Origin of the sequence: Caballeronia sp. LZ065, assembly GCF_031450975.1 — a bacterium.
Lineage (GTDB): Bacteria > Pseudomonadota > Gammaproteobacteria > Burkholderiales > Burkholderiaceae > Caballeronia.
In genome coordinates, this window is record NZ_JARUXV010000044.1 from 113,570 (window position 1) to 136,619 (window position 23,050).

General features: G+C 65.0%; 21 protein-coding genes. 11 read left to right on the forward strand and 10 right to left on the reverse strand.

Annotated features, from left to right (window positions below; all coding sequences use genetic code 11):
* The 3 genes from QCE63_RS36100 to bcsB all read right to left on the reverse strand — a co-directional run bounded on the left by QCE63_RS36100 (position 1) and on the right by bcsB (position 7,739).
* Positions 1-3,975, reverse strand: coding sequence for a cellulose synthase subunit BcsC-related outer membrane protein (locus QCE63_RS36100; RefSeq protein WP_309840391.1), 3,975 nt, complete (start codon positions 3,973-3,975; stop codon positions 1-3).
* A 35-nt stretch (positions 3,976-4,010) separates the two neighbouring features.
* Complete coding sequence (gene bcsZ / locus QCE63_RS36105) at positions 4,011-5,132, reverse strand: cellulose synthase complex periplasmic endoglucanase BcsZ (protein ID WP_404990249.1); 1,122 nt, start codon at positions 5,130-5,132, stop codon at positions 4,011-4,013.
* A 339-nt stretch (positions 5,133-5,471) separates the two neighbouring features.
* Complete coding sequence (bcsB, locus tag QCE63_RS36110) at positions 5,472-7,739, reverse strand: cellulose biosynthesis cyclic di-GMP-binding regulatory protein BcsB (protein ID WP_309840149.1); 2,268 nt, start codon at positions 7,737-7,739, stop codon at positions 5,472-5,474.
* Between the two features lie 420 nt (positions 7,740-8,159).
* Between bcsB and QCE63_RS36115 the strand changes: the two genes are divergently transcribed.
* The 4 genes from QCE63_RS36115 to QCE63_RS36130 all read left to right on the forward strand — a co-directional run bounded on the left by QCE63_RS36115 (position 8,160) and on the right by QCE63_RS36130 (position 10,685).
* Complete coding sequence (locus tag QCE63_RS36115) at positions 8,160-8,567, forward strand: diacylglycerol kinase (protein WP_309840150.1); 408 nt, start codon at positions 8,160-8,162, stop codon at positions 8,565-8,567.
* 168 nt (positions 8,568-8,735) lie between these two features.
* Positions 8,736-9,212: a GNAT family N-acetyltransferase gene (locus tag QCE63_RS36120; protein ID WP_309840151.1), complete on the forward strand. Its 477-nt coding sequence runs from the start codon at positions 8,736-8,738 to the stop codon at positions 9,210-9,212.
* Between the two features lie 432 nt (positions 9,213-9,644).
* Positions 9,645-9,986: a hypothetical protein gene (locus QCE63_RS36125; RefSeq protein WP_309840153.1), complete on the forward strand. Its 342-nt coding sequence runs from the start codon at positions 9,645-9,647 to the stop codon at positions 9,984-9,986.
* Positions 9,987-10,283: 297 nt separating this feature from the next.
* Positions 10,284-10,685 (forward strand): hypothetical protein, encoded by a 402-nt coding sequence (locus tag QCE63_RS36130; protein ID WP_309840155.1) that lies wholly within the window; start codon positions 10,284-10,286, stop codon positions 10,683-10,685.
* Between the two features lie 219 nt (positions 10,686-10,904).
* On the opposite strand, the gene QCE63_RS36135 is transcribed toward QCE63_RS36130, so the two are convergent.
* The gene (locus QCE63_RS36135; protein WP_309840157.1) at positions 10,905-11,774 is read right to left on the reverse strand and encodes a helix-turn-helix transcriptional regulator; all 870 of its coding nucleotides are present in this window, start codon (positions 11,772-11,774) and stop codon (positions 10,905-10,907) included.
* Positions 11,775-11,909: 135 nt separating this feature from the next.
* On the opposite strand from QCE63_RS36135, the gene QCE63_RS36140 reads away from it, so the two are divergent.
* The 7 genes from QCE63_RS36140 to QCE63_RS36170 all read left to right on the forward strand — a co-directional run bounded on the left by QCE63_RS36140 (position 11,910) and on the right by QCE63_RS36170 (position 17,259).
* On the forward strand, positions 11,910-12,689 hold the full coding sequence (locus QCE63_RS36140; protein WP_309840159.1) for an alpha/beta hydrolase: 780 nt from the start codon (positions 11,910-11,912) through the stop codon (positions 12,687-12,689).
* Positions 12,686-13,492 (forward strand): transporter substrate-binding domain-containing protein, encoded by an 807-nt coding sequence (locus QCE63_RS36145; RefSeq protein WP_309840161.1) that lies wholly within the window; start codon positions 12,686-12,688, stop codon positions 13,490-13,492. The genes QCE63_RS36140 and QCE63_RS36145 overlap by 4 nt, the downstream gene beginning before the upstream one ends.
* Positions 13,493-13,580: 88 nt before the next feature.
* Positions 13,581-14,252, forward strand: a complete 672-nt coding sequence (locus QCE63_RS36150) for an amino acid ABC transporter permease (RefSeq protein WP_309840164.1) — start codon at positions 13,581-13,583, stop codon at positions 14,250-14,252.
* A gap of 6 nt (positions 14,253-14,258) precedes the next feature.
* Positions 14,259-14,912, forward strand: a complete 654-nt coding sequence (locus QCE63_RS36155; protein WP_309840167.1) for an amino acid ABC transporter permease — start codon at positions 14,259-14,261, stop codon at positions 14,910-14,912.
* Positions 14,893-15,627, forward strand: a complete 735-nt coding sequence (locus tag QCE63_RS36160; protein ID WP_309840169.1) for an amino acid ABC transporter ATP-binding protein — start codon at positions 14,893-14,895, stop codon at positions 15,625-15,627. The genes QCE63_RS36155 and QCE63_RS36160 overlap by 20 nt, the downstream gene beginning before the upstream one ends.
* A 10-nt stretch (positions 15,628-15,637) precedes the next feature.
* Positions 15,638-16,894, forward strand: coding sequence for a hydantoinase/carbamoylase family amidase (locus QCE63_RS36165; protein WP_309840170.1), 1,257 nt, complete (start codon positions 15,638-15,640; stop codon positions 16,892-16,894).
* Positions 16,895-16,935: 41 nt separating this feature from the next.
* Positions 16,936-17,259 carry a hypothetical protein gene (locus QCE63_RS36170; protein ID WP_309840172.1) on the forward strand — a complete coding sequence of 108 codons (324 nt, stop codon included), beginning with the start codon at positions 16,936-16,938 and terminating at the stop codon, positions 17,257-17,259.
* A 12-nt stretch (positions 17,260-17,271) separates the two neighbouring features.
* On the opposite strand, the gene QCE63_RS36175 is transcribed toward QCE63_RS36170, so the two are convergent.
* From QCE63_RS36175 to QCE63_RS36200, 6 genes are all read right to left on the reverse strand, one after another.
* Complete coding sequence (locus QCE63_RS36175) at positions 17,272-17,913, reverse strand: dihydrofolate reductase family protein (RefSeq protein WP_309840174.1); 642 nt, start codon at positions 17,911-17,913, stop codon at positions 17,272-17,274.
* Between the two features lie 172 nt (positions 17,914-18,085).
* Complete coding sequence (locus QCE63_RS36180) at positions 18,086-18,493, reverse strand: GFA family protein (protein ID WP_309840176.1); 408 nt, start codon at positions 18,491-18,493, stop codon at positions 18,086-18,088.
* A gap of 14 nt (positions 18,494-18,507) precedes the next feature.
* The gene (locus QCE63_RS36185) at positions 18,508-19,500 is read right to left on the reverse strand and encodes an ABC transporter substrate-binding protein (RefSeq protein WP_309840177.1); all 993 of its coding nucleotides are present in this window, start codon (positions 19,498-19,500) and stop codon (positions 18,508-18,510) included.
* 2 nt (positions 19,501-19,502) lie between these two features.
* Positions 19,503-20,690, reverse strand: coding sequence for a Gfo/Idh/MocA family oxidoreductase (locus tag QCE63_RS36190; protein ID WP_309840178.1), 1,188 nt, complete (start codon positions 20,688-20,690; stop codon positions 19,503-19,505).
* Entirely contained in the window at positions 20,690-22,015 is a 1,326-nt protein-coding gene (locus QCE63_RS36195; RefSeq protein WP_309840179.1) for a Rieske 2Fe-2S domain-containing protein, read from the reverse strand. The genes QCE63_RS36190 and QCE63_RS36195 overlap by 1 nt, the downstream gene beginning before the upstream one ends.
* A 50-nt stretch (positions 22,016-22,065) precedes the next feature.
* Complete coding sequence (locus tag QCE63_RS36200; protein WP_309840180.1) at positions 22,066-23,040, reverse strand: PDR/VanB family oxidoreductase; 975 nt, start codon at positions 23,038-23,040, stop codon at positions 22,066-22,068.
* Positions 23,041-23,050: the final 10 nt, after the last annotated feature.

A 23,050-nucleotide genomic window follows, 5' to 3' on the forward strand; every position in this document is an offset into this window, starting at 1 on the left:
TCAATAGCTCGAATAGAGACGCACCGGCTGCGGCCCGATGCGGTATTCGTCCTTGCGTGCCGAGAACGCGAAGCGTGCATAGATCATCCCGGAACTCGGCGCATAGTCATGCGAGTGATCGATGCTCACGCGCCCGCCCACGACCAGATGCGGATTCACGCGATACTCGAGCGTCGCGCCGAGCCCGTACGAGAAGCCGACGCCGCGCGTCGAGCTGCCGCCGAACACGAGGTTGCCGAGGTTCGTCTGGCTCAGTCCGGGTGTATTCGGCAGGCCGTTCGGGAAGTACGGCGAATCCTTTTCGTAGGTGTTGGAGACGCCGACCGTCGCCGTGATGTCCCAGCGGAAGTCATGGCGCTTGCCCATCCATTCGATCGGCACGCCCAGCGACAGATAGCGCTGCGGGCTGTAATAGCCGCCCTGTCCGAAGGTGTAATAGCGCAGGTTGTCGGTGTAGTGCCAGGCATTGCCGACGAGGCCTGTCAGCACGCGCATCGCGCCGCGTTCGTAGACCGGCACCGTGAAGCCCGTGCGCAGGATGAACTCCTGATTGCTCGCGACGTTGCGTCCGCTCAGCACACCCGCGCCGAGATCCGCGAAGGCGCTGACGCGGCCGAAGTCGACGCCCATGTGCAGGTCGATGCCGTCACGCCGCACGCCGCCCCAGGTGACGTGCGTGAGCGGATCGGTGAGGCCCGCGTATGACAGCTCGCTGCTCGTGACCGCGCGGCGCGAGGCCGATACCGAAAAACTCGCCGGACCCGCATCGAACTTGTAGCGCGCGCCGCCGACCAGGTAATGCACCGGGAAGCCGACCGGCGACGAGCCCAGATCGAGACGCCATGCGTCGGACTGATAGCCCACGCCGCCGCCCAGTCCGTTGGCGTGCTGATGCAGGTCGCCCGTCGTGACCGGCGAGGTCTTCAGGTACTGGGCCACCTGCGCCGCCGACTGCGCGGTGCCGTCGTAGAAGCCGGCGTTCGTGCCGAAGGTCTGCACCACGTAAGGCAGGCTTGGCGTGGCCGAAGTCCGGTCGATGCCGCTGATGTCGAGCGTGCCGGCATCGAGATGCACGGCGTCGGCGTGGACGAAGAAATGCCCGTCGTAGCGATACGGAATCTGCGCGTAGATCGGCACCTGCTGCGCGCGATACGCCGAGACGCCCGCATCGCCGGACTTGTACGCGGGAATCCATGCCGTTTCCACTTCGGGATCGCGCCGCTGGTCGAGGTCGTCGAGAGCGGTTTGCGCGGGCGTCGGGCGGGCCCGAGCGTAGCCGCTTGCAAAACCCGACGCGCCCGCCGGCGTGCTGAAGCCCGGCGTGATGCCCGCTGCGCGCTCCTGATCCAGCGAGAGGCGATACAGCGACGCCGCTTCCTCATAGGCGCCGAGGTCTTCCGCGACGCGCCCGGCCTGTACGGTCACGTCCGGCCGCGCCGGATACGTGACGCGCAACGGCTGCGTGATGGCCTGCGCCGCCAGCGGACGATGCAGCGCCGAATAACGGCGCGCCGCCGACAGGCGTGTGTCGATATCGCCGGGCGCGGCGGCATCCACCACCCGTTGCACGAGCGCGAGCGCGTCGCGGCGCTGGCCATCGTCGCCGAGCACGCGCGCGAGGGCGAGCTGCGTTTCGGCATCGTCGGGCGCGGCGGCGAGCACCGGTGCGAGCGCGGCGCGCGCCTGCGCATAGTCGCCCTGCACGCGCGCCAGATCCGCCACTTCGAAGGCATAGCGCTTGTCGCGGCGGCCCGCTGCGCTCACGCCGGCAAGCAGCGTCTGCGCGCGCGCATAGTCGCCTGCGTCGATGGCGTCGTCGGTCTGACGCAACGTCATGCGCAGCGCCTGGTCTTCCAGACGTTCAGCCTGACGCGGCGTGAGCGCGGGGTCGCGGCGCACCGTGGCGAGGGTCGCTGCCAGCGCGTCCTCGCGGCGCGCGCTGCCGAGCAGGTCGCCGTAGCGCAGGCGCACGTCGGCATCGGTGGCTTCCGGATGGGCATCCATCCAGTCACGCATCAGCGCAAGACCGCGCTGCGTGTCGCCATGATCGATATACAGCGAACCCACCGACGCAAGCAGGTTCGGATCGTCCTGCGCCAGCGTTTCAGCGCGCAACAGCGCATGCTCCGCGGCGTCAATGTCGTTGCGCGCGTAGGCCGCGCGGGCATCGAGCAAGGCTTGCTGGGCGTCGAGGTTGCGGGACAGCGCGCGCATCGCGTCGCTGCGCGCGGACTCCGGAACGCCCGCGAGCGCGGCTTGCGCGCCCGCCAGATCGTCGAGCGAATTGCGATAGAGCGCGCTTGCGTAATGCATCTGCGCCGCGTTTTCGCCTTGCTTCTCGCCTTGTCCCGCGCGTGCCAGACCGTCATCCATCACGGCGCGGCCGAGTTGCGGCAGACCCAGGTTCTGATAGAGACGCGCCAGCGCGAAACGCGTCCACGGCTGATCCGGCTCGATGCGCAACGACGCCTCGTAGCGCTGCGCAGCCGGGCCATTGCGGCCCTGATCGGCGAGTTGCTTCGCGTCGGACGCGACCTTGTCCGCGCGCATCTCCACCAGGCTCTGGCGATCTTCGGCGGACGTGAAGCGCATCTGCAATGCCGCGATCAACGGCTCCACTTCGTCGGCGCGTCCCGTGCTCTCCAGCAGCGTGCGCGTGCTGCGCAACGCCGGCATGCTCGGCGCGCGGCCGGCGAGCTGCGCGCGCAGCAGCGGCTCGGCGTGCTTGAAGTCGCCCTGCGCGAGCAAGGCATCGGCGAGCAGCACGCTGGCGTCGGCGTTGCCCGGATCGAGCGTGAGCGCCTGACGTGCATAGCGCTCGGCATCGGCGGGCCGGCCGGCGGCGGCCGCATCGCGGCCATGCGCAAGCGTGCCCCAGAACAGCGCCGTGCGCGCGAGGCTCTGCCATTTCGAACGATCGTCGCCGCCCAGCGAGGCGGCACGTTCGAACAACACGCGCGCTTCGTCGCGATTGCCCTCGCGCATGCGCACCATGCCCAGGCCGCCGACAGCGTCCGCATCGTTCGGCCGCGCTGCCGCCGCGCGCGCGAGCAAGGGCGCCGCAGCGGCGAGATCGCCGCGCGTCAGCGCCGCGAGGCCGCGTTGTTGCGCGATATAGTCCGGATCGCGTTCGAGCGCATGCTGCGCCTCGACGCGCGCGTCGAGCAGCGCGGCGCGGTCCTTGAATTCGGTGTCGTCGGGCACGAGCGCGAGATAGGCGCGCAAGGACGGCAAATACGCGACATCCGCACCCGCCGATTGCAGCACGTGACGCCAGACATCGAGCGCGGCATTGCGGTCGGTGTCGTCGCGGGTCGCGAGATTCCACGCGATGCGGTTCGCTTCCGCGCGCGTCGCGTCGCTGCTGTTGAGCAGGCGCGCCAGGGTCTGCGCGGCATCGACGTCGGCGGGATCGGCAGCGACGCGGCGTCGTAATGCATCGAGTGCTTCCTGGCGTCGCGCAGGCGTCGCCGCGATGATCTGGTAGTACTCGGCGCCGAGCGCACCGGAAGGCGCGCCGTGCGGGAACAACGCGCCGAGCCGGCGCGCCGCTTCGTCGGACTGGCCGCTGCGCGACAACAGCCGGATGGTCGCCATTTCCTGACGGCCGCTCACGGCGACGCGATACTCGTCGTCCAGCTGGCGCGTGAGCAGCGCGTCCGGCGCGAGCGTCTTCATGCGGGTGAGCGTGGCGAGCGCTTGCTGCGCCCGGCCGAGCCGCAACTGGATGCGCACGCGTTCAGCCAACAAGCGCGGATCGTTCGGAGCGATCAGCAAGGCCTTGTCGATGGCCTGCAGCGCGAGGTCGTCCCGATGCTTGTTGCCCCACGCCCGCGCGGTGCCGTAGAGACGCTCGGCGAGCACGGGCATGACGGGCTCGTGCGCCGTCTGAACCGGCGCGCGAGAGTCAGCGGCATGCGCCGGCATCACGGCACACGGCAACGCGCACACCGCGCTCAGCGAAACCAGCGCCATGCGCAGGCGTTTGAATGAGATCGGGCGCGTCTGCTTCACTTCGCACCCTCGCAAACGCGTGTATCGAGCGAGGCGACGTGCAGGCGGCCGTCGGCGTCGAAGCGATAGCGGCCTTCGCGCCAGCCCAGGCCGAACAGCGTCAGCACGCTCGTGTAATAGCCCGGCGCGGCGGCGTTCGCGGCACGTGCCGCCTGTGTGTCGGCGAGTGCGGTCTCGCCGCGTGCTGCGAGGAAAGGCACGGCGGCGGCGGAGAAGCCCGCGTTGCCGTCGTTCGCGCCGGCTTGTGCATTGCGTGTATCGATACGCTCGGGCGGCGCTCCGTGTTCCGCGATATAGGCGGCGAACGGCGCGAAGCGGTCAAGCAGCGCTGCGCGCGCCGGATCGGCGGCGTCGAGCAGACCTGCCCACAGATACACGCGAATCGCGTTGTAGGCGCTCTCGGCCTGCGTGTCCTCGTCCGGAGCGAAGCCCCCTTGCACGCGATACAGCGCCCAGTCGGGCGAGAAGCCATGCGGCGCCGTGTCGGTCAGCATGCGCGCGCTCGTCGCGGCGAGACGCTGCCAGCGCGGATCGTCAGGCAGCGACCCGCCGATGCCGCGCAGCACCTGCAACGGCACATAACTTGGATTGACGCGCCAGGTATCGGCCGCCGGATGAAAGCCCACCGGCCCCGGCAGCAAAGTGAGACCGAGACCCGGCAACTGCGCGGCTTCGGTGTCGAGCACGCGCCGGGCAAGCGCCGCGCCGCGCGCCGTATAACTGCGTTCACCCCACGCGCGGCCCGCTTCGATGAGCGCGTAGGCAATCCAGAGATCGGCGTCCGATGCGGCGTTCGTGTCGAGCACGCGGAAGCTGCCCGTGTCGTCGCGTCCCCACAGCCAGGCGGGCAGATGCGACGTGAGATCGCCTTGCGCCAGTTCGTCTTCAGTCCAGTGGAGGATCGTGTCGAAGCTCACGCGGTCGTTCGCCACCAGCGCGAAGAACAGCGCGTAGGACTGGCCTTCGGAGACGGTGCGCGCATCGGCGGAACCCACGTCGATTACCCGGCCTTCCTTCGAGACGAAGTCGCGCTTGAAGACTTCCCAGCGCGGCCAAGTTGAGAGAGGTGCGGTGTTGGTGGCTGGGAGGCAAGTGCGAGACGCGGCGGGGGGCGCCATGCGGGTTGCGGTGGTTGTGGTGGTTGCGGTGGTTGCGGTGGTTGCGGTGGTTGCGTTGGTTGCGTTGGTTGCGGTGGTTGCGTTGGTTGCGTTGGTTGCGTTGGTTGCGTTGGTTGCGTTGGTTGTGCCGCGTGCACCCGCCACACCAGCACACGCGAACATCATCGCCACAGCGGCGCACCCGCGCCTCACAAACAGAGCCTTCATCTACCTGCTCCGTCGCGCCAGTGCGAGCCGCCATCCGCCGCTGCGCACGGCGGCTGCCGCGAATACCGCAAACAAGACCGCAGACGCGGCCAGGGCCAGCATCGGCTCAAGTCCGGGGATGCGCTTCATCGTTCAGATGCCCCGGCGGCGTGCAGCCAGTTCCTGCAGCGCGGCGAATGCGCCGACCGCGATCAGCAGCCCCGCAAGCGCGCCCAGCAAACCAAGCAGCACCGGATGCAGCATCAGACGGCTCCACAGCTTCGCGTACCACGGCACATAGCCGACGAGATAGGTATCGCCGACACGCATGCTGTCGACGCCGCCGCGCCGCACCAGCGACACATCGCCCTGCACCTGCGCCACGCGGTCGGGCCGTTCCAGCACGTCGAGCAGATCGGTGAGACGGCCGGCGCCCGTCGCGGCCAGCGCGACGACGCTGCGTCCCTTCGTGCCCGGCGATTCGAAGCCCATCAGCGCGGCAATCGGCCCGCTCTGGTCGAGCGACGCGCCGCCGTGCGTGACGAGCTTGCCGTCGCGCCAGCGCTCGCCGATCGAGAACGACGCGCGCGTCATGCCGCCTTGCGCGGCCTGATCGGGCGTGGCCGCCGTGCTCGCGATGGAAAGCGGCAACGCATCGCGCCAGCGCGCGAACACCGGCGACGAAGGCGCTCCGCCGATCACCAGCAGATCCTTCTGTGCAAGCCCCGGCACATCGCCCGGACGCGCGATGCTCACGCGCAGCGCCGGAAAACCGGTCCACTGGCCCATGTGGCCCATCATCGTCAGCAAGGCTTCGAGTTCGTTCGCGGCGGGCCGGTCCGGAATCACGACAGCCGTCTGCGCGAGATCCGCATAGCGCGTGAACGGAAAGCCGCTATTGGCGAAGAACGCGAGATTCGGCAGTTGCGCGTAATGCACGAAACCAGAGAAGTCGATGGTCGAGTCCGGATCGACGGCCGCGCGCGCCGGATTCGACGCCACGCCCGCACACAAGCCCTGTTTCTGCGATTCAAGCGTAAAGCGCAACTGCAATTGATTGGAACTGCCGACGCGGAACGCCGGAATGTCGAGCGCATTGTTCGCGCCGTTGTTGGCGCTCGCGAGGATCGGCAGGCTGAAGCGGCCCTGGCTGTCGTCGCTCTTGGCCGCCGGCAGGCGGAACGATTTGACGAGCTGCTCGTTGATATCGACGGCCAGCGCCGAATTGTTCTGCACCGTCGGCGCCGTATAGCGGTAACGGAGATTGAGCGGCACGCCCGCGCTGTTCCACGAGAACAGGTCGGCGGGCACGCGCAGGTTCAGGCGGATGGCGTCGGGCGCGCCGCCCGTCACTTGCAGTTGCGACGGATCGTCGACGAGTTCCTTGAAGCTCACGGGCCGGTCGGTCGGCATCCAGCGCGGCGCATCGTAAGGCTCGCGCGGCTTGCCGATATCCACGTGCGCAACCTTCACCGACGCACCGGACATCGCCGTGCGGCCGAGCACCAGTGCAGCGGTGGCGTCGTCGACTTGCGCCGCGTCGTTGCCCGTCACAATGAGCAGCTTGCGGTCCGTGGACGCCGGGTTGTCGGTGACGAGGATCGTCGGGCCATCGATGGCCGGCAGCGTCAGGTTCGCGGGCAACTGCGCGCGCGTGCCGATGACCACCGCGTGCTGGTCCGTCGGCAGCGTGTTCAACGCGGGAAAGCGCGCCTGACGATAATCAGCGAGCGCGCCGAACCACGACGCGAGCACGCTGGCGCTGCGCAGCGTCGCGTTGTCGGGAGAAGCGGGCAGCACGAACGGCAGCGTGAGACGGCTCACGTCGCGGGCATCGAAGAACGGTGCGGGCAGCAGCGCGAGATCGTCGGGGAGCTTGATCGGCGCGGTGTCGAGAATGAATTCGCTGGTCGGGCTGACGTCGGCCCACAGCGCGGTGTTGGCCGGATCCTCGCAATGATCGAGCGTGTAATGACCGATGAAGCGCAGCCCGAACTGGTTATAGTCGGTCAGCAGCTTCGGATCGAGCACGATGTCCTGCGTGACCATGGAGCCGGCGTGATCCTTGTCGAAGGGCACCGTGGCGATCACCTCGTTATTGAGCGAGACCTTCACATGCGACAGCGGAAACACCAGCGACGGCGAATAGGTATAGCGCAGACGCAGCCGCGCGCCGGTCACGACGCGGTCGAGCCGCACGCCGAGCGCAATGGAGCGCGCATCTTCGAGGCCGCGAAGATGCATCGCCTGATAGGCGCCGAGCGCCGCGAACGGCACGTGGATCGTGGAGGCGTTTGCAGACGCGGCAGGATTCAGCGCGGCCGCGGCTGGCGGTGCGAGTTGCGCGGCAGGCAGCACGGCGGCGTACAGGGCGCTGGCGGCCAGCGCGAGAGACATGCAGAACGAGACGACTGGTTTCATCGACAGATCAGCTTCCGGGTTTTACGGCCGCACGCCGCGTGCTTCAAGGCTGCGTGCTTGATGATGTGAGACGGGACGACGATCGATGCGCTGCGACCGGGACGGGCAGCGGGACGGCAATGAAAGGAAAGAGGTCGGACGATGCGCGCGGAAGGCGGCAGCGTCGCGATGGCGCGGACTGCAATGACTTTCTGAGGCACAGTGCAGAAGCAAAAGATGCATGCGGCATACGGCGGCAAGGCGCGGTCCGTTGTTGTTTTTATGCTGTCTGTCAAGCGCATTGCGCACGTTCGTTGCGAAACAGCGGGCGCAACAGTAGCATAATTTGAAACAATTTGTATCCGCATCAAATCCCTTCAACACAAACGCCACATACGCGTCATGGTTCGTCCCTCTACTTCGCAGTCATCGTCCAAGGCCATGCCTCCTTCCAAGCCGGGCAACGGCAAACGCAGCGGCCTGCTGCGCGGCTTCTTCGCGCTGCGTCATTCGCGCGACGGCATCGTCGCGACCTGGCGCGAGGAAAGCGCGTTCCGCCAGGAGGTGTGCATCGCGGTGGTGTTGTTGCCGATCGCGTTCCTCATGCCAGTCACGAGCGCCGAGCGCGTCTTGCTGGCTGCCTCGGTGCTGCTCGTGCTGCTGGTCGAGTTGATCAATTCGAGCATCGAGGCGGCTATCGACCGCATCTCGCTCGAACGCCATGAACTGTCCGGCCGCGCGAAGGACTGCGGCAGCGCGGCAGTGACGGTGGCGCTCGTGATCGGTGTCATGACCTGGAGCGTGATCTGCGGACCGCTCGCGTGGCAGTGGCTGCGTGCGCATCTGTGACGATGCGCGGCACCGTGCGGCGTTCCTTCGAACGTATGTCGGCTCACATGACTGAGACTTGATGGTCAGCGCGTGGGGACGTTGCGCTTGCCGCGCGTAAAGCCGGAAATATGTTCCCTTCGAAAGCCATGAGTAAGGATCGTCTTCCTCATGAATCGCGGAGCCGCCATGCTTGTTCGTCTTCTCACCGCAGCCGACGCATCCTCGTTCCAGGCGCTGCGGCTCGCCGGACTCAGCGAATGTCCGGCATCGTTTGCATCGAGTCATGAAGAAGAAGTGGACCGCTCCGCCGCGCATATCGAGCGCATGCTCAACACAAACGACGACCAGGGCGTGTTCGGCTGCTTTGAAGGATCGCGCCTGATCGGCATCGCAGGCGTGAAGCGCGAGGCTCTACGGAAGTTGAGTCACAAGGCCTTCGTCTGGGGTGTGTATTTGGCCCAGGACATGAGAGGCAAAGGCATCAGCCGCAGCTTGCTCGATGAAGCCATCGCCTTCGCGCAGCGCACGCCGGGCATCACGCAGTTGAACCTGACCGTGAACGCGGACAACGCAGCCGCGATACGGCTGTATGCATCGCTCGGATTCGAGCAATTCGGGCTCGAACGTAACTCAATGTTCGCCGCGGGACGGGGCGCACGATGAGCTGCTGATGCAGCTTTTCATCGACAAGCAAAGCCTTTGAAAACACGAGCGCCGGGACGCCGCCGCGACTGCGCCAGCAGACCTTCCTTTGGTCAGTAGATGAGCGGATAGCACGCGCGCGTTCCAATCGTTTCCATTCTCAAGTTTTTCTCATCGCACATCGTTTTAAATTTCGAAACGTATTCCGTTATTTATCGGCGAAAAATATTCCGTTACACGTAAAGCCGGACGGACGCGACGGTTCAAAACGCACAGCGACGTTAAAGAGCTATTACCAACGAGATTCTCGTTCGAGGTAATACGCACGATTGGCTAATGTCATGTTCACGCGCGGTTTATGCAAAGCGGCTCACTACCGTTTCAAAAAACGTGTCGCCCGGAAATGTGATTGCGCGAATCAATTTAATAACGTCCTACGAGGTTCAACCGATCATGAAAGCCACCGCCACCCTTCTTGCGCTCGCAGGCGCGCTCTATCGCTCGAACGTCCAGGCGCAGGTCATCGTGGCGCCTGTCGTGGCCGTCGCGCCGCCTCCGGCTTTCGTGGTCGCGCCGCCTCCGGCTGTTGTGATCGCGCCGCCTCCGGCTGTCGTCGTCGCGCCGCTGCCCATGGTCGCGCCGCCGGGAGTGGTCTATGCCGCGCCTGTGGGTCTGGCGCCGGCCGCGGGCTATCTGTGGCGCTATCACGCCGGGGTCGGCTGGGGATGGTGGCATCCGTATTACGGATGGCATGCGCGGGTCGCCTATTACCACGGCGGCTATCGCCGGTGGTAGACCGAATGACGGCGCAACGACAGTTCACCCCCCCATCTTTGATTTGCTATTGGAGCTGCAAATGAACAGGCTATTCAGATTATTTATCGTGTCGGGTTTATTGGCCGGGATGCTCGGCGGATGTGTGGTGGAGCCCTTGCCTGCCGCGCAATGGGTGCCGCCGCATTATGGCGCTTACGGCGCCTGGGTTCCGGGGCACTGGAGATGATTCACCCTGACCGTTCCATTACGCGCGTGCGTGCCGCCGGACCTCTCGAAGAGGCTGGCTCGACTCTTTATGGCTGGAGTGGCGAAACCATGAAAACCTTCCTTGCAATCACCGTGCTGGGTCTGGGACTCGGACTGGGCGGGTGCGCAGTGTATGACACGCCCAGTGGCCAGCTGCTCGGCCCCTTGCCGGCCACGCCCGTGGCGGCCGCGCCCGTGGCGGCAGACCCCGTTGCCGATACGGCCGTGACGTCAGCGCAGACGGCTCCTGTGGTGGCGCCTGCCGCCGTAGTGACGGCTTCGCCGCCTGTGCCCGTCGTAGTCGCGGCGCCTGCGCCCGTCGTAGTCGCGGCGCCTGCGCCCGTCGTGGTCGCGCCGCTTGCGCCCGTTGTCGTTGTGCCGCCGGTCGTAGCGCAAGCGCCATATGTATGGGTGCCTGCGCACTATGGGCCCTATGGCCGATGGATACCGGGACACTGGCGCTACTACTAAGCGCACATCATGCCGAAAGGGGTTCGCGTTCCGGCAAGGCGATGCACGCGCGAACCCTGTCTCGTCGCAACGGACCTGGAAGGGCACGAGGCAAGCCAGGTTCTTCAAACTCACGCAGGGAGGCAAAGCCGGCTCGATGCGGTCAGCGCGAAGTTCGCTCGCCTCCGGACCACAAGGCTTGAGCCACGCCTTCGTGCCCTCACCCGCAAACCATCACACTCAGTCCGAATACTTCTTGATAAGCCGATGTAGCTCGAGCACCGCCTGCCCTCCCTTCAACGCGCTTTGCCACAGCGTTCCGGTCAGATGATCGTGCTTGGCCAGCGCCTCGGGATCTTCCGTGATGGTGCCCACGCCGTAGCGCAGGTTGGTCGGCTGACCGATCCGGAACGGGCTGTTCACGAGATACCGCCGCCCTTCCGCGTGGATGATCTGATAGCCGGAGGTGGGCAAGGGCTGCGTTGTCAGGCCGATCTGCACATGGATCGGCGGCGAAGCGATCAGGTCCGCCATATGCCCGATCTCGCGCGCGGCCTCGCGCCTGAGTTCGGCGCGCTCCGCATACGGCTTGTCGGCCGTCACCGCGAGTCCGTTGGCAAGATAGCGCTCGATGCTGCTCAACGGAACGATGTTGACCATGGCCGGCTGGCGGAAACGGAAGATCGCCTTGCGCCGCTCCAGGACCTGCAACAGACGCTGGCCTTCGGCGGGCGTGAGCGGATCGAGGTCCTGCGGATCGTGCAAGCTGCGCGCAAGCGAGCGGTCGTAACCCGCGGAACTCAGCACGTAGATCAGCGGCCCGAACACGACTGACACCCGGTCCGCCTTCTCTTCCAGGCTCGCGACCCGCTCAAAAAAGCGGAACCCGTCGGTCAGATATTCGGCGCCGAGCCCGAGCAGCGTGCTCGGCGACATGCCATATACCCGCGCAAATTTTTCGAGCGTTTCCAGCTTGACGATATTGCCCGCTTCATACCGGTGCAACAGCGCGCGCGAGACGCCGATGGCCTCGGCGACTTCGTCGGCGGTCATCTTCAATTGCTGGCGATGCCATTTCAGGCGCTCCCCGATGGCGCGAAAACTCTCCATACGTTGCTTTTTTTAATGGTGGTCCGTGACTCAAAAAAGTTACATGGACCATAAATCTGCGTCAAATCATAAAAATGAACGTTGGCCCGCTGGTTTTGCCGCCCGATACTCGCTCCATCCAACCAGGAGCACTTCATGCCCATCATCCGACTCGACGGCGCCCGCGTTCATTACACCGACAGCGGTGGCGAAGGCCGCCCGGTCATCTTCCTGCACGGCGGCTTCGGCAGCTCGTCCGAACTCTGGCAACGCACCATCGACGCGCTGCCGCCCGGCTATCGCGGTCTCGCCATCGACAACTTCCTGCGCTCCGACGCGCCGCCCGATGGCTTCACCATCGAGGCGCTCGCGCGCCGCGTGGCCGCGTTCATCGACCGGCTCGAACTGGAACGTCCCGTTGTGGTCGGTCATTCAATGGGCGGCGTCGTCACGCAGATGACGGCCGTGCGCTATCAGGAAAAGCTCGGCGGCATCGTGCTGGTCTGCACAGGTCCCTCGATGACCAATCACGCGCTCGGCCGCGCACTGCTCGCGCAACTGGAAAACGAAGGCATCGACACGATGCGCGAGATCAGCGCGCACTGGTTCCGCGAACTGCCGCAGCCCTTCTTCGACGGCTACGTGGAGCGCGCCAAGGCCGCGCCGCTGACAGCGATGATCGACATCCAGTCCTCGCTGATCGAGACCGACATGCGCACGCACCTGCCCGGCGTGCAACTGCCCGCGCTGGTGGTCTGGGGCGCGCACGACAGCGGCCGCACGATGGAGCATGCGCAGCGCCTCCTGGATGGCCTGCCGAACAGCACGCTCGCCGCCATGACCGACAGCGGCCACTCGCCGATGCTGGAAACCCCCGCGGTATTCGATGAAGCCTTCCACGCTTTCCTGAAGTCCATTCCGGAGTCTGCACGATGAGTCTCACCGCTACGTTCAAGCGCCGCCTGGGTGCGGCCATGTTATCGGTTGCCTGCGCGATGACGCTGCTGAGCCACGCCCCGGCCGCGCAGGCCGACACGCTCGACACCGTGAAGAAGACCGGCGTGATCCGCGTCGCGGTGCCGCAGGATTACGCGCCGTTCGGCTCGGTGGGCAGCGACATGGAACTCCATGGCTACGATGTCGAAGTGGCGAAGCTGACCGCCGCCGCGCTGCATGTGAAGCTGCAGATCGTGCCGGTGACGATGGCCAACAAGATTCCGTTCCTCGTCACCAACAAGGTCGACCTCGTACTCAATCTCGGCAAGAATCCGCAACGCGCCGAAGTGATCGACTTCACCTCGCCGTACGCGCCGTACTACACGGCGGTGTTCGGCCCGCAAACCGACGCGCTCTCGGACGTCGGCGGCCTGAAGGGCAAGAAGATCGGCGTGGTAACAGGCTCGCAGGAAGACCTGTTCATCACGAAGAACGCCCCGGCCGGCACGCTGTTCTCGCGCTACCAGGACAACAGTTCGGCCGTGGCGGCCTTCCTGTCCGGGCAGACGGAATACCTCGCGACGGGCAACATCGTCGGCGCGAAGCTGCTGGCCGACAATCCGCAGAAGCACTTCGCACAGAAGCTGCTGCTGATCGACTCGCCGGTCTGCGCCGCCGTGCGCAAAGGCGACAGCGCCATGCTGGCCGCCGTCAACAGCGTCTTCACGGCACAGAAGGCCAGCGGCCAGCTCGACGCGTTGTCGCGCCAGTGGCTCAAGCAACCGCTCGACGCAAAACCCTGACGCGCTCCACTGCCTCATCCGCCTCCCATGCGTTGCATGAGGCAGTGAAGCGCCCTTCCGCCGCATCGGCTCCGGATAGCCTCAGACCATGTCCTATCAATTCGACTTCGGCGCGATTGCGCCGTATCTGCCCCTGCTCGCCCAGGGCGTGGCGATGACGCTTGCCGTCAGCATCGCCGGCGGCCTCGGCGGGTTCGCGCTGAGCATCGCCGGTGCGTGGATTCATGCGGAAGGCAAGCCGTGGGCCCGCGCCATCACGCGTGCCTATGTGGAAGTGTTCCGCAACACGCCGTTCCTGATTCAACTGTTCTTCATCTTCTTCGGCCTGCCACAACTGCATGTCAGGCTCGATGCCATCGAGGCCGCGCTGCTGGCCGTGATGATCAACTTCGGCGCATACGGCACCGAGATCCTGCGCAGCGCCATTGCGGCCACGCCGCGCGGCCAGCATGAAGCCGCCGCGAGCCTCGCGCTGACGCGTCTGCAAACGTTCCGTCACGTACTGCTGCGGCCCGCATTGCAGAAGGTATGGCCCGCGCTGACCAGCCAGTTCATCATCATGATGCTGACGACCTCGGTCTGCTCGCAGATCGCGCTGATGGACCTCTCGCATGTGGCGGACTTCATTCAGGGCCGCACCTTCCGCTCGTTCGAAACCTACGCCACCGCGACGCTCACGTATCTGCTGCTCGCCATCGCGCTGCGCCATGCGCTGCGCACGCTCGGCAAGCGCTTCGTGACCGCGCGCCCTGCGAGATAAGCCGCCATGGAATTCACCCTGTGGGACATCCTGCGCGTGTTGCTCGCCTCGCTGCGCTGGACCGTGGCGCTCTCGTGCGTCGCCTTCGTCTGCGGCGGCGCGCTGGCGTTCGCGATCATGTGGCTGCGTCTGACGCCCGCACGCATGCCGCGCGCTGTGGCGGCCGCCTTCATCGAACTGTTTCAGGGCACGCCGCTGTTGATGCAACTGTTCATCGTGTTCTTCGGCATTGCGCTGTGCGGCTTCGACGTGCCCGCGTGGCTCGCGGCGGGCATGGCGGTGTCGCTGTGGTCAGCGGCGTTTCTCGCTGAAATCTGGCGCGGCTGCATCGAAGCGGTGCCGCGCGGACAGTGGGAATCATCGGCTTCGCTGGCGATGACGCGCCTTCAGCAATACCGCCACATCGTGCTGCCGCAGGCCGGCCGTCTCGCCGTCGCGCCGACCGTCGGCTTCTGCGTGCAGATCGTCAAGAACACCTCGGTCACGTCGATCATCGGCTTCGTCGAACTCACGAAGGCGGGCGCGATGATCAGCAACACGACCTTCCGGCCGCTCGAAACCTTCGGGCTCGTCGCGCTGCTGTACTTCCTGCTGTGCTCGGCGCTGTCTGCGCTGAGCCGCCATCTGGAGAAGCATTTCAATGCCCCTTATCGCAATTGACCACGTCACCAAGCGCTTCGGCGGCAACGAAGTGCTCAAGGGCATCGACCTGAACATCGGCCACGGCGAAGTCATTTCGCTGATCGGCAGAAGCGGCTCGGGCAAGAGCACGCTCCTGCGCTGCATCAACGGGCTGGAGAGCATCGACGGCGGCCGCATCGATGTGGCGGGAACACCCCTGTCCGACGACGCCGCGGCACTCAAGCAGTTACGAACTCAGGTCGGCATGATCTTCCAGCAGTTCAATCTGTTTCCGCATTTGAGCATCGGCCGCAACGTGATGCTCGCCCCGATGATCGTGCTCGGCATGAAGTCCGCCGAAGCACGCATGCAAGCGGGCCTGCAACTGGAACGCGTTGGCATCAGCGACAAGTTCGATGCCTATCCCGATCAACTGTCCGGCGGACAGCAGCAACGCGTGGCGATTGCCCGTGCGCTGTGCATGTCGCCCAAGGCATTGCTATGCGACGAGATCACGTCCGCGCTCGATCCGGAACTCGTGCAGGAAGTGCTCGCGGTGATGAAGGAACTGGCGGCAGGCGGCATGACGCTCGTGATGGTCACGCACGAAATGCGCTTTGCACGCGAGGTCTGCGATCGCGTGGTGTTCCTGCATCAAGGGCGCATTCATGAAAGCGGCGCACCCGACGTGCTCTTCAACCAGCCGCGCACCGACGAACTGCGCCAGTTTCTCGCCGCGGCCCATGATGCATGAGCGCACTCGCATGACGGCATCGATTGATTACGCGCACATCGCACAGCAGCTCTTCGACACAGTGCGCGAAGCCACAGCTGAAGGCAGAGGCGTGACACGCGCATCGTATGGCGCGGGCGAAAGCCGTGCGCTCGAACTGCTGACGGCGTTCGCGCAGGCAGAAGGCTTCGCCGCACACGTCGATCGCGCGGGCAACGTCACCTTCTCGCATCCCGACGACGCATGCACGCGGCCCATCCTGTGCGGCTCGCACATGGACTCCGTGCCGGAGGGCGGCAACTTCGACGGCCTCGCGGGCGTGATCGCGGGTCTGCTGTGCCTCATGCGGCAGCGCGACGAAATGCGACGCGGCACGCATCCGCTGCGCGTGCTCGCGCTGCGCGGCGAAGAAAGCGCGTGGTTCGGCAAGGCGTATATCGGCTCCAGCGCGCTCTTCGGCCGCTTGCCGCGCGCGACGCTGGACGCGCAACAGCGCTCGACGGGCGAAACGCTTGCGGCCTGCATGCGCGAAGCAGGCGCGGACGTCGAAGCCATCGCGGCGGGCGATGTGCTGCTCGATGCGAACGACGTCGCGGGCTATATCGAGTTGCATATCGAACAGGGCGCGCTGCTCGACGATGCGCAACGCGCGGTCGCCATCGTGCCGTCCATACGTGGCAACGTGCGCTATCGCAACGTGCGCTGTATCGGCGAGCCGGGTCATTCGGGCGCGGTGCCGCGCGAACGCCGTCACGATGCGGTGTTCGCGGCAGCGCACGTGGTCAGCGCGCTCGATGCGTACTGGAAGCGCGCGCTTGCCGAGGGCGCGGACCTCGTGATCACGTGCGGCGTGTTCGGCACGCGCGCGGAACAGCACGCGATCTCGCGCATTCCAGGCGAAGTCGATTTCAGCTTTGAAGCACGCAGCGCGGACCCGCACATGCTGGCGCAGGTGCTCGACGTGTTCGAACGCACGCTCGCGGACACGGCTGCCTCCCATGGCGTGCGCTTCGAAACGGGCGCGCTGTTGCAGACCGCGCCTGCGCGCATGGATGCGGGCTGGATCGCGTTGCTCGAACAGCATGCGCAAGCACTGAACCTGCCCGCGCCGCACGTGCCGAGCGGCGCGGGTCACGACGCCGCCATGTTCGCCGCAGCCGGCATTCGCAGCGCGATGATTTTCGTGCGCAACCAGAACGGTTCGCATAATCCCGACGAGGCCATGCGTCTCGTCGATTTCATGGACGGCGTGGCGCTGCTGTATGACAGCATCAACGCCTTCGTCTGACCGGTCGCACAGCGCGACGCCTCATCTTTGGAGAAGCAACTATGAATCTGGAACTGGCAGCGGCATCGCTATCGAGACGGGGTCTGGGCTTGACCGATATTCGCGCGTTCGCGCTGCAATGCCGTGACGGCGCCCGTCAGCCCGGTGGCGATGCCGCTGCACTCATCCTGCTGGCGGAGAAGGCATCGGCGTTCTTCGAGCGGCACGAAGGCATCGCGATGACCAACGACGCGCTGCACGGCTTCGTCGCCAACCTCGCCGCCGACGTCACGCGTCTGCGCACGGCAACAAAGTCAGGCGATGCCGCGCTGATCGAGGCGTTGAATGCATTCGCGTCGGCGTTTTCCAACGACGTGGTGATCTGAGCGCGGCGGTCTTCAGCGCATCAGCACGATGTGCGTGGCGCGTTCGGTCGGAACATGCTCGACGGTCCGGTATCCCAATGCATGAAGATCCAGCCCGTCGAAGAGTGATTCTCCAGCGCCCAATGCGACGGGCGCCATCGCAAGATGGATCTCGTCGACATGGCCCGCTTGAATGTATTGCTTCACCGTCGAAACCCCGCCGCCGATCTTGACGTCCCGTGCGCCCGCTGCCTCGCGGGCCCGGTGCAGCGCTTCGTCGATCCCGCCAGTGATGAAATGAAACGTGGTGCCGCCGAGCATCTCGATGGAAGGCCGCGCGTAATGCGTCAGCACGAACGTGGGCGCGTGATAAGGCGGATCTTCGCCCCACCATCCTTTCCATTGATCGTCGGGCCATGCTCCACGCACCGGCCCGAACATGTTGCGGCCGAGAATGAAGGCGCCGAAGTTGTCCATCGCGCGGTGAGCGAAGCTATCGTCGAGGCCGGTATCGCCATCGTCCTTGCCTTGCATCGCGCGGAACGTGCGCGTCGGGAAAAACCACTGGAAGAGTTCGTGGCCCCGCACGCCGAGCGGATGTTCGAGGCTTTGAGCGAGGCCCGCAGCAAAGCCATCGAGTGAAACGCCGAAGCCGGCAACTTTTACTTTGCTCATTCACGTCTCCGTGTCAGGTCGTGCCTGGTCGTGCTTGGTCGTGCTTGGTCGTGCTTGGTCGTGCTTGGTCGTGCTTGGTCGTGCATGGTCGTGCTTGGTCGTGCTTGGTCGTGTAAGTCAGTCACGAGAGCATGAGCACGAACGAACGTGGACGCAATAGAGGTTTATCTCTTCAAGGCTGCCCTTCGAACACCTCCGCTGAGCCGAGACCCGAGAGCCAGTCGAAGCGCCGCCGCATCCACGATTGCCGTTTCGGCGCGCCGAGTTCGTAACGCTGCTTCAGCGCGCCGACTCGCAACGAATAAGAAAAAGGGTTCTCTTCCGCCGATGAATACACCGGCCCGCCGCACTCCGCGCAGAACGCGTGGATGCGGCGCGCACCGCTGTCGGCAGTCTTCAGATACCGTCTGGGCTCGCCTCTCAGGATGCGAAAGCTCTCCGCTGGCGCAGCGATATTCACGCGAAACGCCGAGCCCGTCAGCGTCTGGCAGTCCGCGCAATGACAGATGGCGACGGTTCCTGGCGTGACGTCAGCTTCATAGGCGATCGCGCCGCAATGACATTGCCCTTCGACTTTCATGGACACCCCTCCGATCAGATCTTGAAGCTCTCCAGCGTGGCCGGATGAAACAGCTCTTCCGGTTGCAGCAGCCGGCTCGACAGACCTTCGTCATGATGCCGCTTCAAAAAGCGCGACAACACATGCCGGTTGGGCGCAAAACCATACGACCAGAAGTCGTGGCCCATCAAGCGGCGCGCGTTGCTCAACTGTTCCTCGACGAAAGGCAGCGTCACCTTCGTTGCGGACGTGTCGCTCAACTTTGCAAGTGCTACTGCCTTGCTCTTCTCAAACGCCTTGGCCACTGCGCCCGGTAGCCACGGATGACGCTCGGCGAGCGTGCGCCGCACGCCCAGCAGATGCATCACCGGAAACAGCTTGGTACGCGTGTACCAGTCGGCGGCGGCTTTCTGCGGATCGTCGTAGAGATACTTCACGTTCGGATGACCGTTCGTGAAACACGAGGGCGCGCGCGGGCCGATCACCGCATCGATTTCACCGGACGCGAGCATGCCTGTGATGGTCGCATTCGACGGCGCGTTCTCCAGACGCACATCGGCGGGAAGATTCAGCGTGATCTTTTCTTCACGGCCGGTCTCTTCATAACCGCCGCGCACCCATGTTACGTCCGATGCCTTGACACCGTGATCTTCCTCGAGAAACAGACGTGCCCATACATTGGCGGTCAACTGATACTCGGGCACACCGATGCGCTTGCCCTTCAGATCGGCAGGCGTATCGATGCCGCGATCGTTGCGCACGTAGATGGACGTATGACGGAACGCGCGCGACGGAAACACCGGCACGCCGATATACGGACTCGTGCCCGCCGCTGTCTTCACGCTGTAACTGGAGAGCGACAGTTCGCAGATGTCGTAATCCGCATGACGGAAGGCGCGGAAAAAAATCTCTTCCGGGTCTTGCAACATGAACACCGGATCGACGCCGTCGATCTGCACCTCACCATCCACCAGCGGCCGCATGCGGTCGTAGTTGCCCACCGCGACCGACAAATTCAGCTTGCTCATATTCAAAGTTCCTGTGTTGTAAGCGTCTCGCGGCCGATGAGCACGTCGCGCTGCTCCGCGCTCGAACGCAGCATCGCAAGGCAGATTTCCAGCGTGCCGCGCGCCCATACGCCGTCGTGCAGCGGCGCGATATCGCCCTGCACGGCGGCGATCAGTTCGTCGATGACTTCAGTGCGCGGCACCTGCGGCGCATCGAGCGCGATGCGTTCACAGCGTTCGTCCCCATACACAACGATGGCGTCCGGCAAAGGCCGCAGGTCGCCCCGTTCACAAGAGACAATCAGCGGCCCGAAGTGCTGATGCCAACGTGCATCGGGTTGAGTGGGTGAATAAGCCGCGCCGCCATACGTGCCCGCAGCCTTCAGGCGCGCCTCTTCATCGCGCGACTGCACACGGGCCAGCTTGCGGCGTGCAGTGCCGTAATCAGAAGCATGCTTCGGCTGCCCCATCTCGCCGATCCATCCGGTCCATTCGTCGGAATCAAAGTGCGCATAGCCGTTGTACGAGAGCGTCGCGAACGCCCCGCTCTCGAACCACAGCGTCGCCGTGTACGCGCCTTCGGTCGGGCGCGCGGCGTCCCAGCGGCCGACCGCCGCACGGATGCGCGTCACGCGGCTTCCGGCGAGCATCCGCACGATATCGACCTGATGCGCCGCCTGACTGAACACCGCGCCGCCGCCCTCTTCCGTTTGCAATTCCTCGGGCCTGCGCGGCCGATACAGATAGTCGGTGAAGTTGAGCGCCTGGATCATCTTCACGTCGCCGTATGCACCCGACGAAAGCAACGCGCGCGTGCGCAGATAGGGCGTGTCGAAGCTATGGCAATGGCCGACGATCAGATGCACATGCGCCTCACGGCATGCGTCGATCATCGCGTCGCATTCGGCGAGCGAGAGCGCCATCGGCTTCTCGACCAATACGTGCTTGCCATGCCCCGCCGCCACACGCGCATGCGCCGCATGAAACTGATGCGGACTGGCGATGTACAGCGCATCGATGTCCGGTCGGCGCGCGAGCGCCTCGATATCCGCGAAGGCCGGCGCATCGAAGTCAGCTGTGAACTGCGCACGCGCCGTCTCGCGCGGGTCGCATGCCGCGACCAGCCGCACGCGCGGATCCGCGAGAAAGGTCGGCAGCATCAACGAGAACGCGCGCCCGAGGCCCACGATTCCAAGCCGCAGCGGCTCCATCAGACCTGCACCTGGTAGTTCGTTTCAAGCTCCGGCGCTGCTTCCACAGCCGGCTCGACCCACACCGGATGCGCGGGAAACTGCTTCCAATCCGTGTCCTTCGGCACCATCGCCTGGAACGAGCACACGTGGCGCGGAATCGCCTGCTCTCCCGTACCGATACCAGCCTCGCCTGCCTGAAATTCCCGCAACGCGTCGAGCATGCGGCGGCGGAACTCGACCACGGCGACATCGCTGGCACCGAGCCTTTCTTCGGTGCGATCGGCGATCGGACCCATCGTCACCCACATCGCGATGTCCTGATTCGGGAAGCCCTTGATGCCGGTGAAGTTGCCATTCTTCATCGCCTCGCGATCCTGCCAGAAGCGGTTGTCGTGATTGCGCAGCGGCCGGTACGTCGCATCCAGATCGACGCCCGCCTGTTGCCCGAGAAACTTGCGCCACGTCTCGGTTTCCGGCGTCTTGTCCGGATGCCCCCACGCCATGAAATAAAAAGCGGTGCTGGTGTCGTCGCAGGGCACGTTGATGTTGGCGACGTTGTAGAGGTTGTTCGGCGGGATCAGCGCGGTGGCCGGCGCGACGAACACGGTGGAGCGCACATAGTCATGCGTCGCGGCATTCTGGATGGGCCGGCGCAGCGCGGCATAGCGGAAGCCATAGCTCGTGCGATGCACTTGCAGGCGCGGCGCCTTGTCCGTCGACGGACGCAGCCAGTTCTTCGCGGTGGCTTCCGCGCCGCCCACGCGTGCAGGCACGAAGTCCGACGAATGCAGGCTCGAACTGTGCGCGGAATCGATCGCGCCTTCGAGTATCTGCGCCCAGTTGCACGGCACGATGACCTTGGCGATGCTTACGCGCGTCTCCTCGGTCGGCGCCCACGCGGGCGCAACGAACGCGGGGATCGCATCCTGCGGACCCATGTAGGCCCAGACGAAGCCGCCCCATTCCTTCGTTTCATAAGCCTTGTGACGGACCTTCTTCGTCATGTCGCTGCATGAGGGCTCCGAGACCATTTCGATGACGTTGCCCTTCACGTCCATCTTCCAGCCGTGATAAAGACAGCGCAGGCCACAGTCCTCATTGCGTCCATACACGAGCGACACGCGGCGGTGCGGACAGTATTCGTCCATCACGCCGACGTTGCCGTCGGTATCGCGGAACACGACGAGATCTTCGCCGAACACACGCGCCTTCACCGGCGCGCCGTCCGGCTCGCTCACTTCCTCGATGAGACAGACCGGCGTCCAGTGACGACGCATCAACTGGCCCATCGGCGCGTCGCCTTCGACGCGGCACAGCAATTCGTTTTCTTCATGCGTAAGCATTAGCGCTTCTCCTGACCTGCGTATCTGCAATCAATGCAATGGGGATGGGTTCAAAGATCCAGCACGAGTTCTTCGCTGCGGGCGCGCGACACGCAGATCATGATCTGATCGTGCTGCTCGTCGTCGCCGAGCACCATGTCTCGATGCTCCGCCACGCCCGCGCACAGCTTCGTGCGGCACGAACCGCACGTGCCGCTCTCGCAGGAGCTCGGCGCGCGGATGCCGTTGTCGCGCAGGATTTCGAGAATCGAGCGGTCGGCGGGAATGGCGAAACTGCGGCCGGTCCGTTCCAGTTTTATGTTGAACGGCGCGTTCTCCGCCGCACGCGACTGATCCACGCCGAAGCTTTCGAAATGCACGCTGCCGGTCGGCCAGTGACCTGTCATGTCGCGCACGCCATCCATCAGCGCGCGCGGGCCGCAACAGTAGACGTGTGCGCCGCTGCCGGGTTTTTCGAAAACCGGCCAGAAGTCGAAGGCACGCGCGAGGTCGCCGTGATCGTGATGAATCACCACATGCGGCTGCCATTCTTCACTCGACAGTTCGTCGAGAAACGCTGTGGTCTCCGCACTGCGCGACACGTAATACAGCTTGAAGCGCGGGCCGTCTGTGGCCTTGAGATGACGCATCATCGAGAGAATCGGCGTGATGCCGATGCCGCCCGCGACAAACACGAAGCTTCGCGCGCGCTCGCTCAGTCCGAACTCGTTGCGCGGCTCCGAGACTTCGATATGCGCGCCTTCCATCACCTCGTCCGCCATGCTCACCGAGCCGCCGCGACCGGCTGCTTCGCGCTTCACGGCAATCACATAGCGGTCGGTTCCGGTGGGATCGCTGCACAGCGAATAGTTCCGGTTGGCCCCGCTCGGCACCCGCACCGTGAGGTGCGCGCCCGCCGTAAACGGCGTCAGTTCGCGTCCGGCCTCGTCGCGCAATTCGAAACGGAAGATGCCCTGCGCCACGCATTCCTTCTTCGTCACCACGAGCGTCCTGAATGCCAGTTCGTGGCTCGCCGATTCGTTCATTGCTCCTGCT

What these genes read in the sequence shown, in the direction of transcription:
- QCE63_RS36100 (WP_309840391.1), bottom strand. Translation starts at nt 3,975, where the DNA reads ATGGCGCTGGTTTCGCTGAGCGCGGTGTGCGCGTTGCCGTGTGCCGTG.
- bcsZ (WP_404990249.1), bottom strand. Translation starts at nt 5,132, where the DNA reads ATGGCGCCCCCCGCCGCGTCTCGCACTTGCCTCCCAGCCACCAACACC.
- bcsB (WP_309840149.1), bottom strand. Translation starts at nt 7,739, where the DNA reads ATGAAACCAGTCGTCTCGTTCTGCATGTCTCTCGCGCTGGCCGCCAGC.
- QCE63_RS36115 (WP_309840150.1), top strand. Translation starts at nt 8,160, where the DNA reads ATGCCTCCTTCCAAGCCGGGCAACGGCAAACGCAGCGGCCTGCTGCGC.
- QCE63_RS36120 (WP_309840151.1), top strand. Translation starts at nt 8,736, where the DNA reads ATGCTTGTTCGTCTTCTCACCGCAGCCGACGCATCCTCGTTCCAGGCG.
- QCE63_RS36125 (WP_309840153.1), top strand. Translation starts at nt 9,645, where the DNA reads ATGAAAGCCACCGCCACCCTTCTTGCGCTCGCAGGCGCGCTCTATCGC.
- QCE63_RS36130 (WP_309840155.1), top strand. Translation starts at nt 10,284, where the DNA reads ATGAAAACCTTCCTTGCAATCACCGTGCTGGGTCTGGGACTCGGACTG.
- QCE63_RS36135 (WP_309840157.1), bottom strand. Translation starts at nt 11,774, where the DNA reads ATGGAGAGTTTTCGCGCCATCGGGGAGCGCCTGAAATGGCATCGCCAG.
- QCE63_RS36140 (WP_309840159.1), top strand. Translation starts at nt 11,910, where the DNA reads ATGCCCATCATCCGACTCGACGGCGCCCGCGTTCATTACACCGACAGC.
- QCE63_RS36145 (WP_309840161.1), top strand. Translation starts at nt 12,686, where the DNA reads ATGAGTCTCACCGCTACGTTCAAGCGCCGCCTGGGTGCGGCCATGTTA.
- QCE63_RS36150 (WP_309840164.1), top strand. Translation starts at nt 13,581, where the DNA reads ATGTCCTATCAATTCGACTTCGGCGCGATTGCGCCGTATCTGCCCCTG.
- QCE63_RS36155 (WP_309840167.1), top strand. Translation starts at nt 14,259, where the DNA reads ATGGAATTCACCCTGTGGGACATCCTGCGCGTGTTGCTCGCCTCGCTG.
- QCE63_RS36160 (WP_309840169.1), top strand. Translation starts at nt 14,893, where the DNA reads ATGCCCCTTATCGCAATTGACCACGTCACCAAGCGCTTCGGCGGCAAC.
- QCE63_RS36165 (WP_309840170.1), top strand. Translation starts at nt 15,638, where the DNA reads ATGACGGCATCGATTGATTACGCGCACATCGCACAGCAGCTCTTCGAC.
- QCE63_RS36170 (WP_309840172.1), top strand. Translation starts at nt 16,936, where the DNA reads ATGAATCTGGAACTGGCAGCGGCATCGCTATCGAGACGGGGTCTGGGC.
- QCE63_RS36175 (WP_309840174.1), bottom strand. Translation starts at nt 17,913, where the DNA reads ATGAGCAAAGTAAAAGTTGCCGGCTTCGGCGTTTCACTCGATGGCTTT.
- QCE63_RS36180 (WP_309840176.1), bottom strand. Translation starts at nt 18,493, where the DNA reads ATGAAAGTCGAAGGGCAATGTCATTGCGGCGCGATCGCCTATGAAGCT.
- QCE63_RS36185 (WP_309840177.1), bottom strand. Translation starts at nt 19,500, where the DNA reads ATGAGCAAGCTGAATTTGTCGGTCGCGGTGGGCAACTACGACCGCATG.
- QCE63_RS36190 (WP_309840178.1), bottom strand. Translation starts at nt 20,690, where the DNA reads ATGGAGCCGCTGCGGCTTGGAATCGTGGGCCTCGGGCGCGCGTTCTCG.
- QCE63_RS36195 (WP_309840179.1), bottom strand. Translation starts at nt 22,015, where the DNA reads ATGCTTACGCATGAAGAAAACGAATTGCTGTGCCGCGTCGAAGGCGAC.
- QCE63_RS36200 (WP_309840180.1), bottom strand. Translation starts at nt 23,040, where the DNA reads ATGAACGAATCGGCGAGCCACGAACTGGCATTCAGGACGCTCGTGGTG.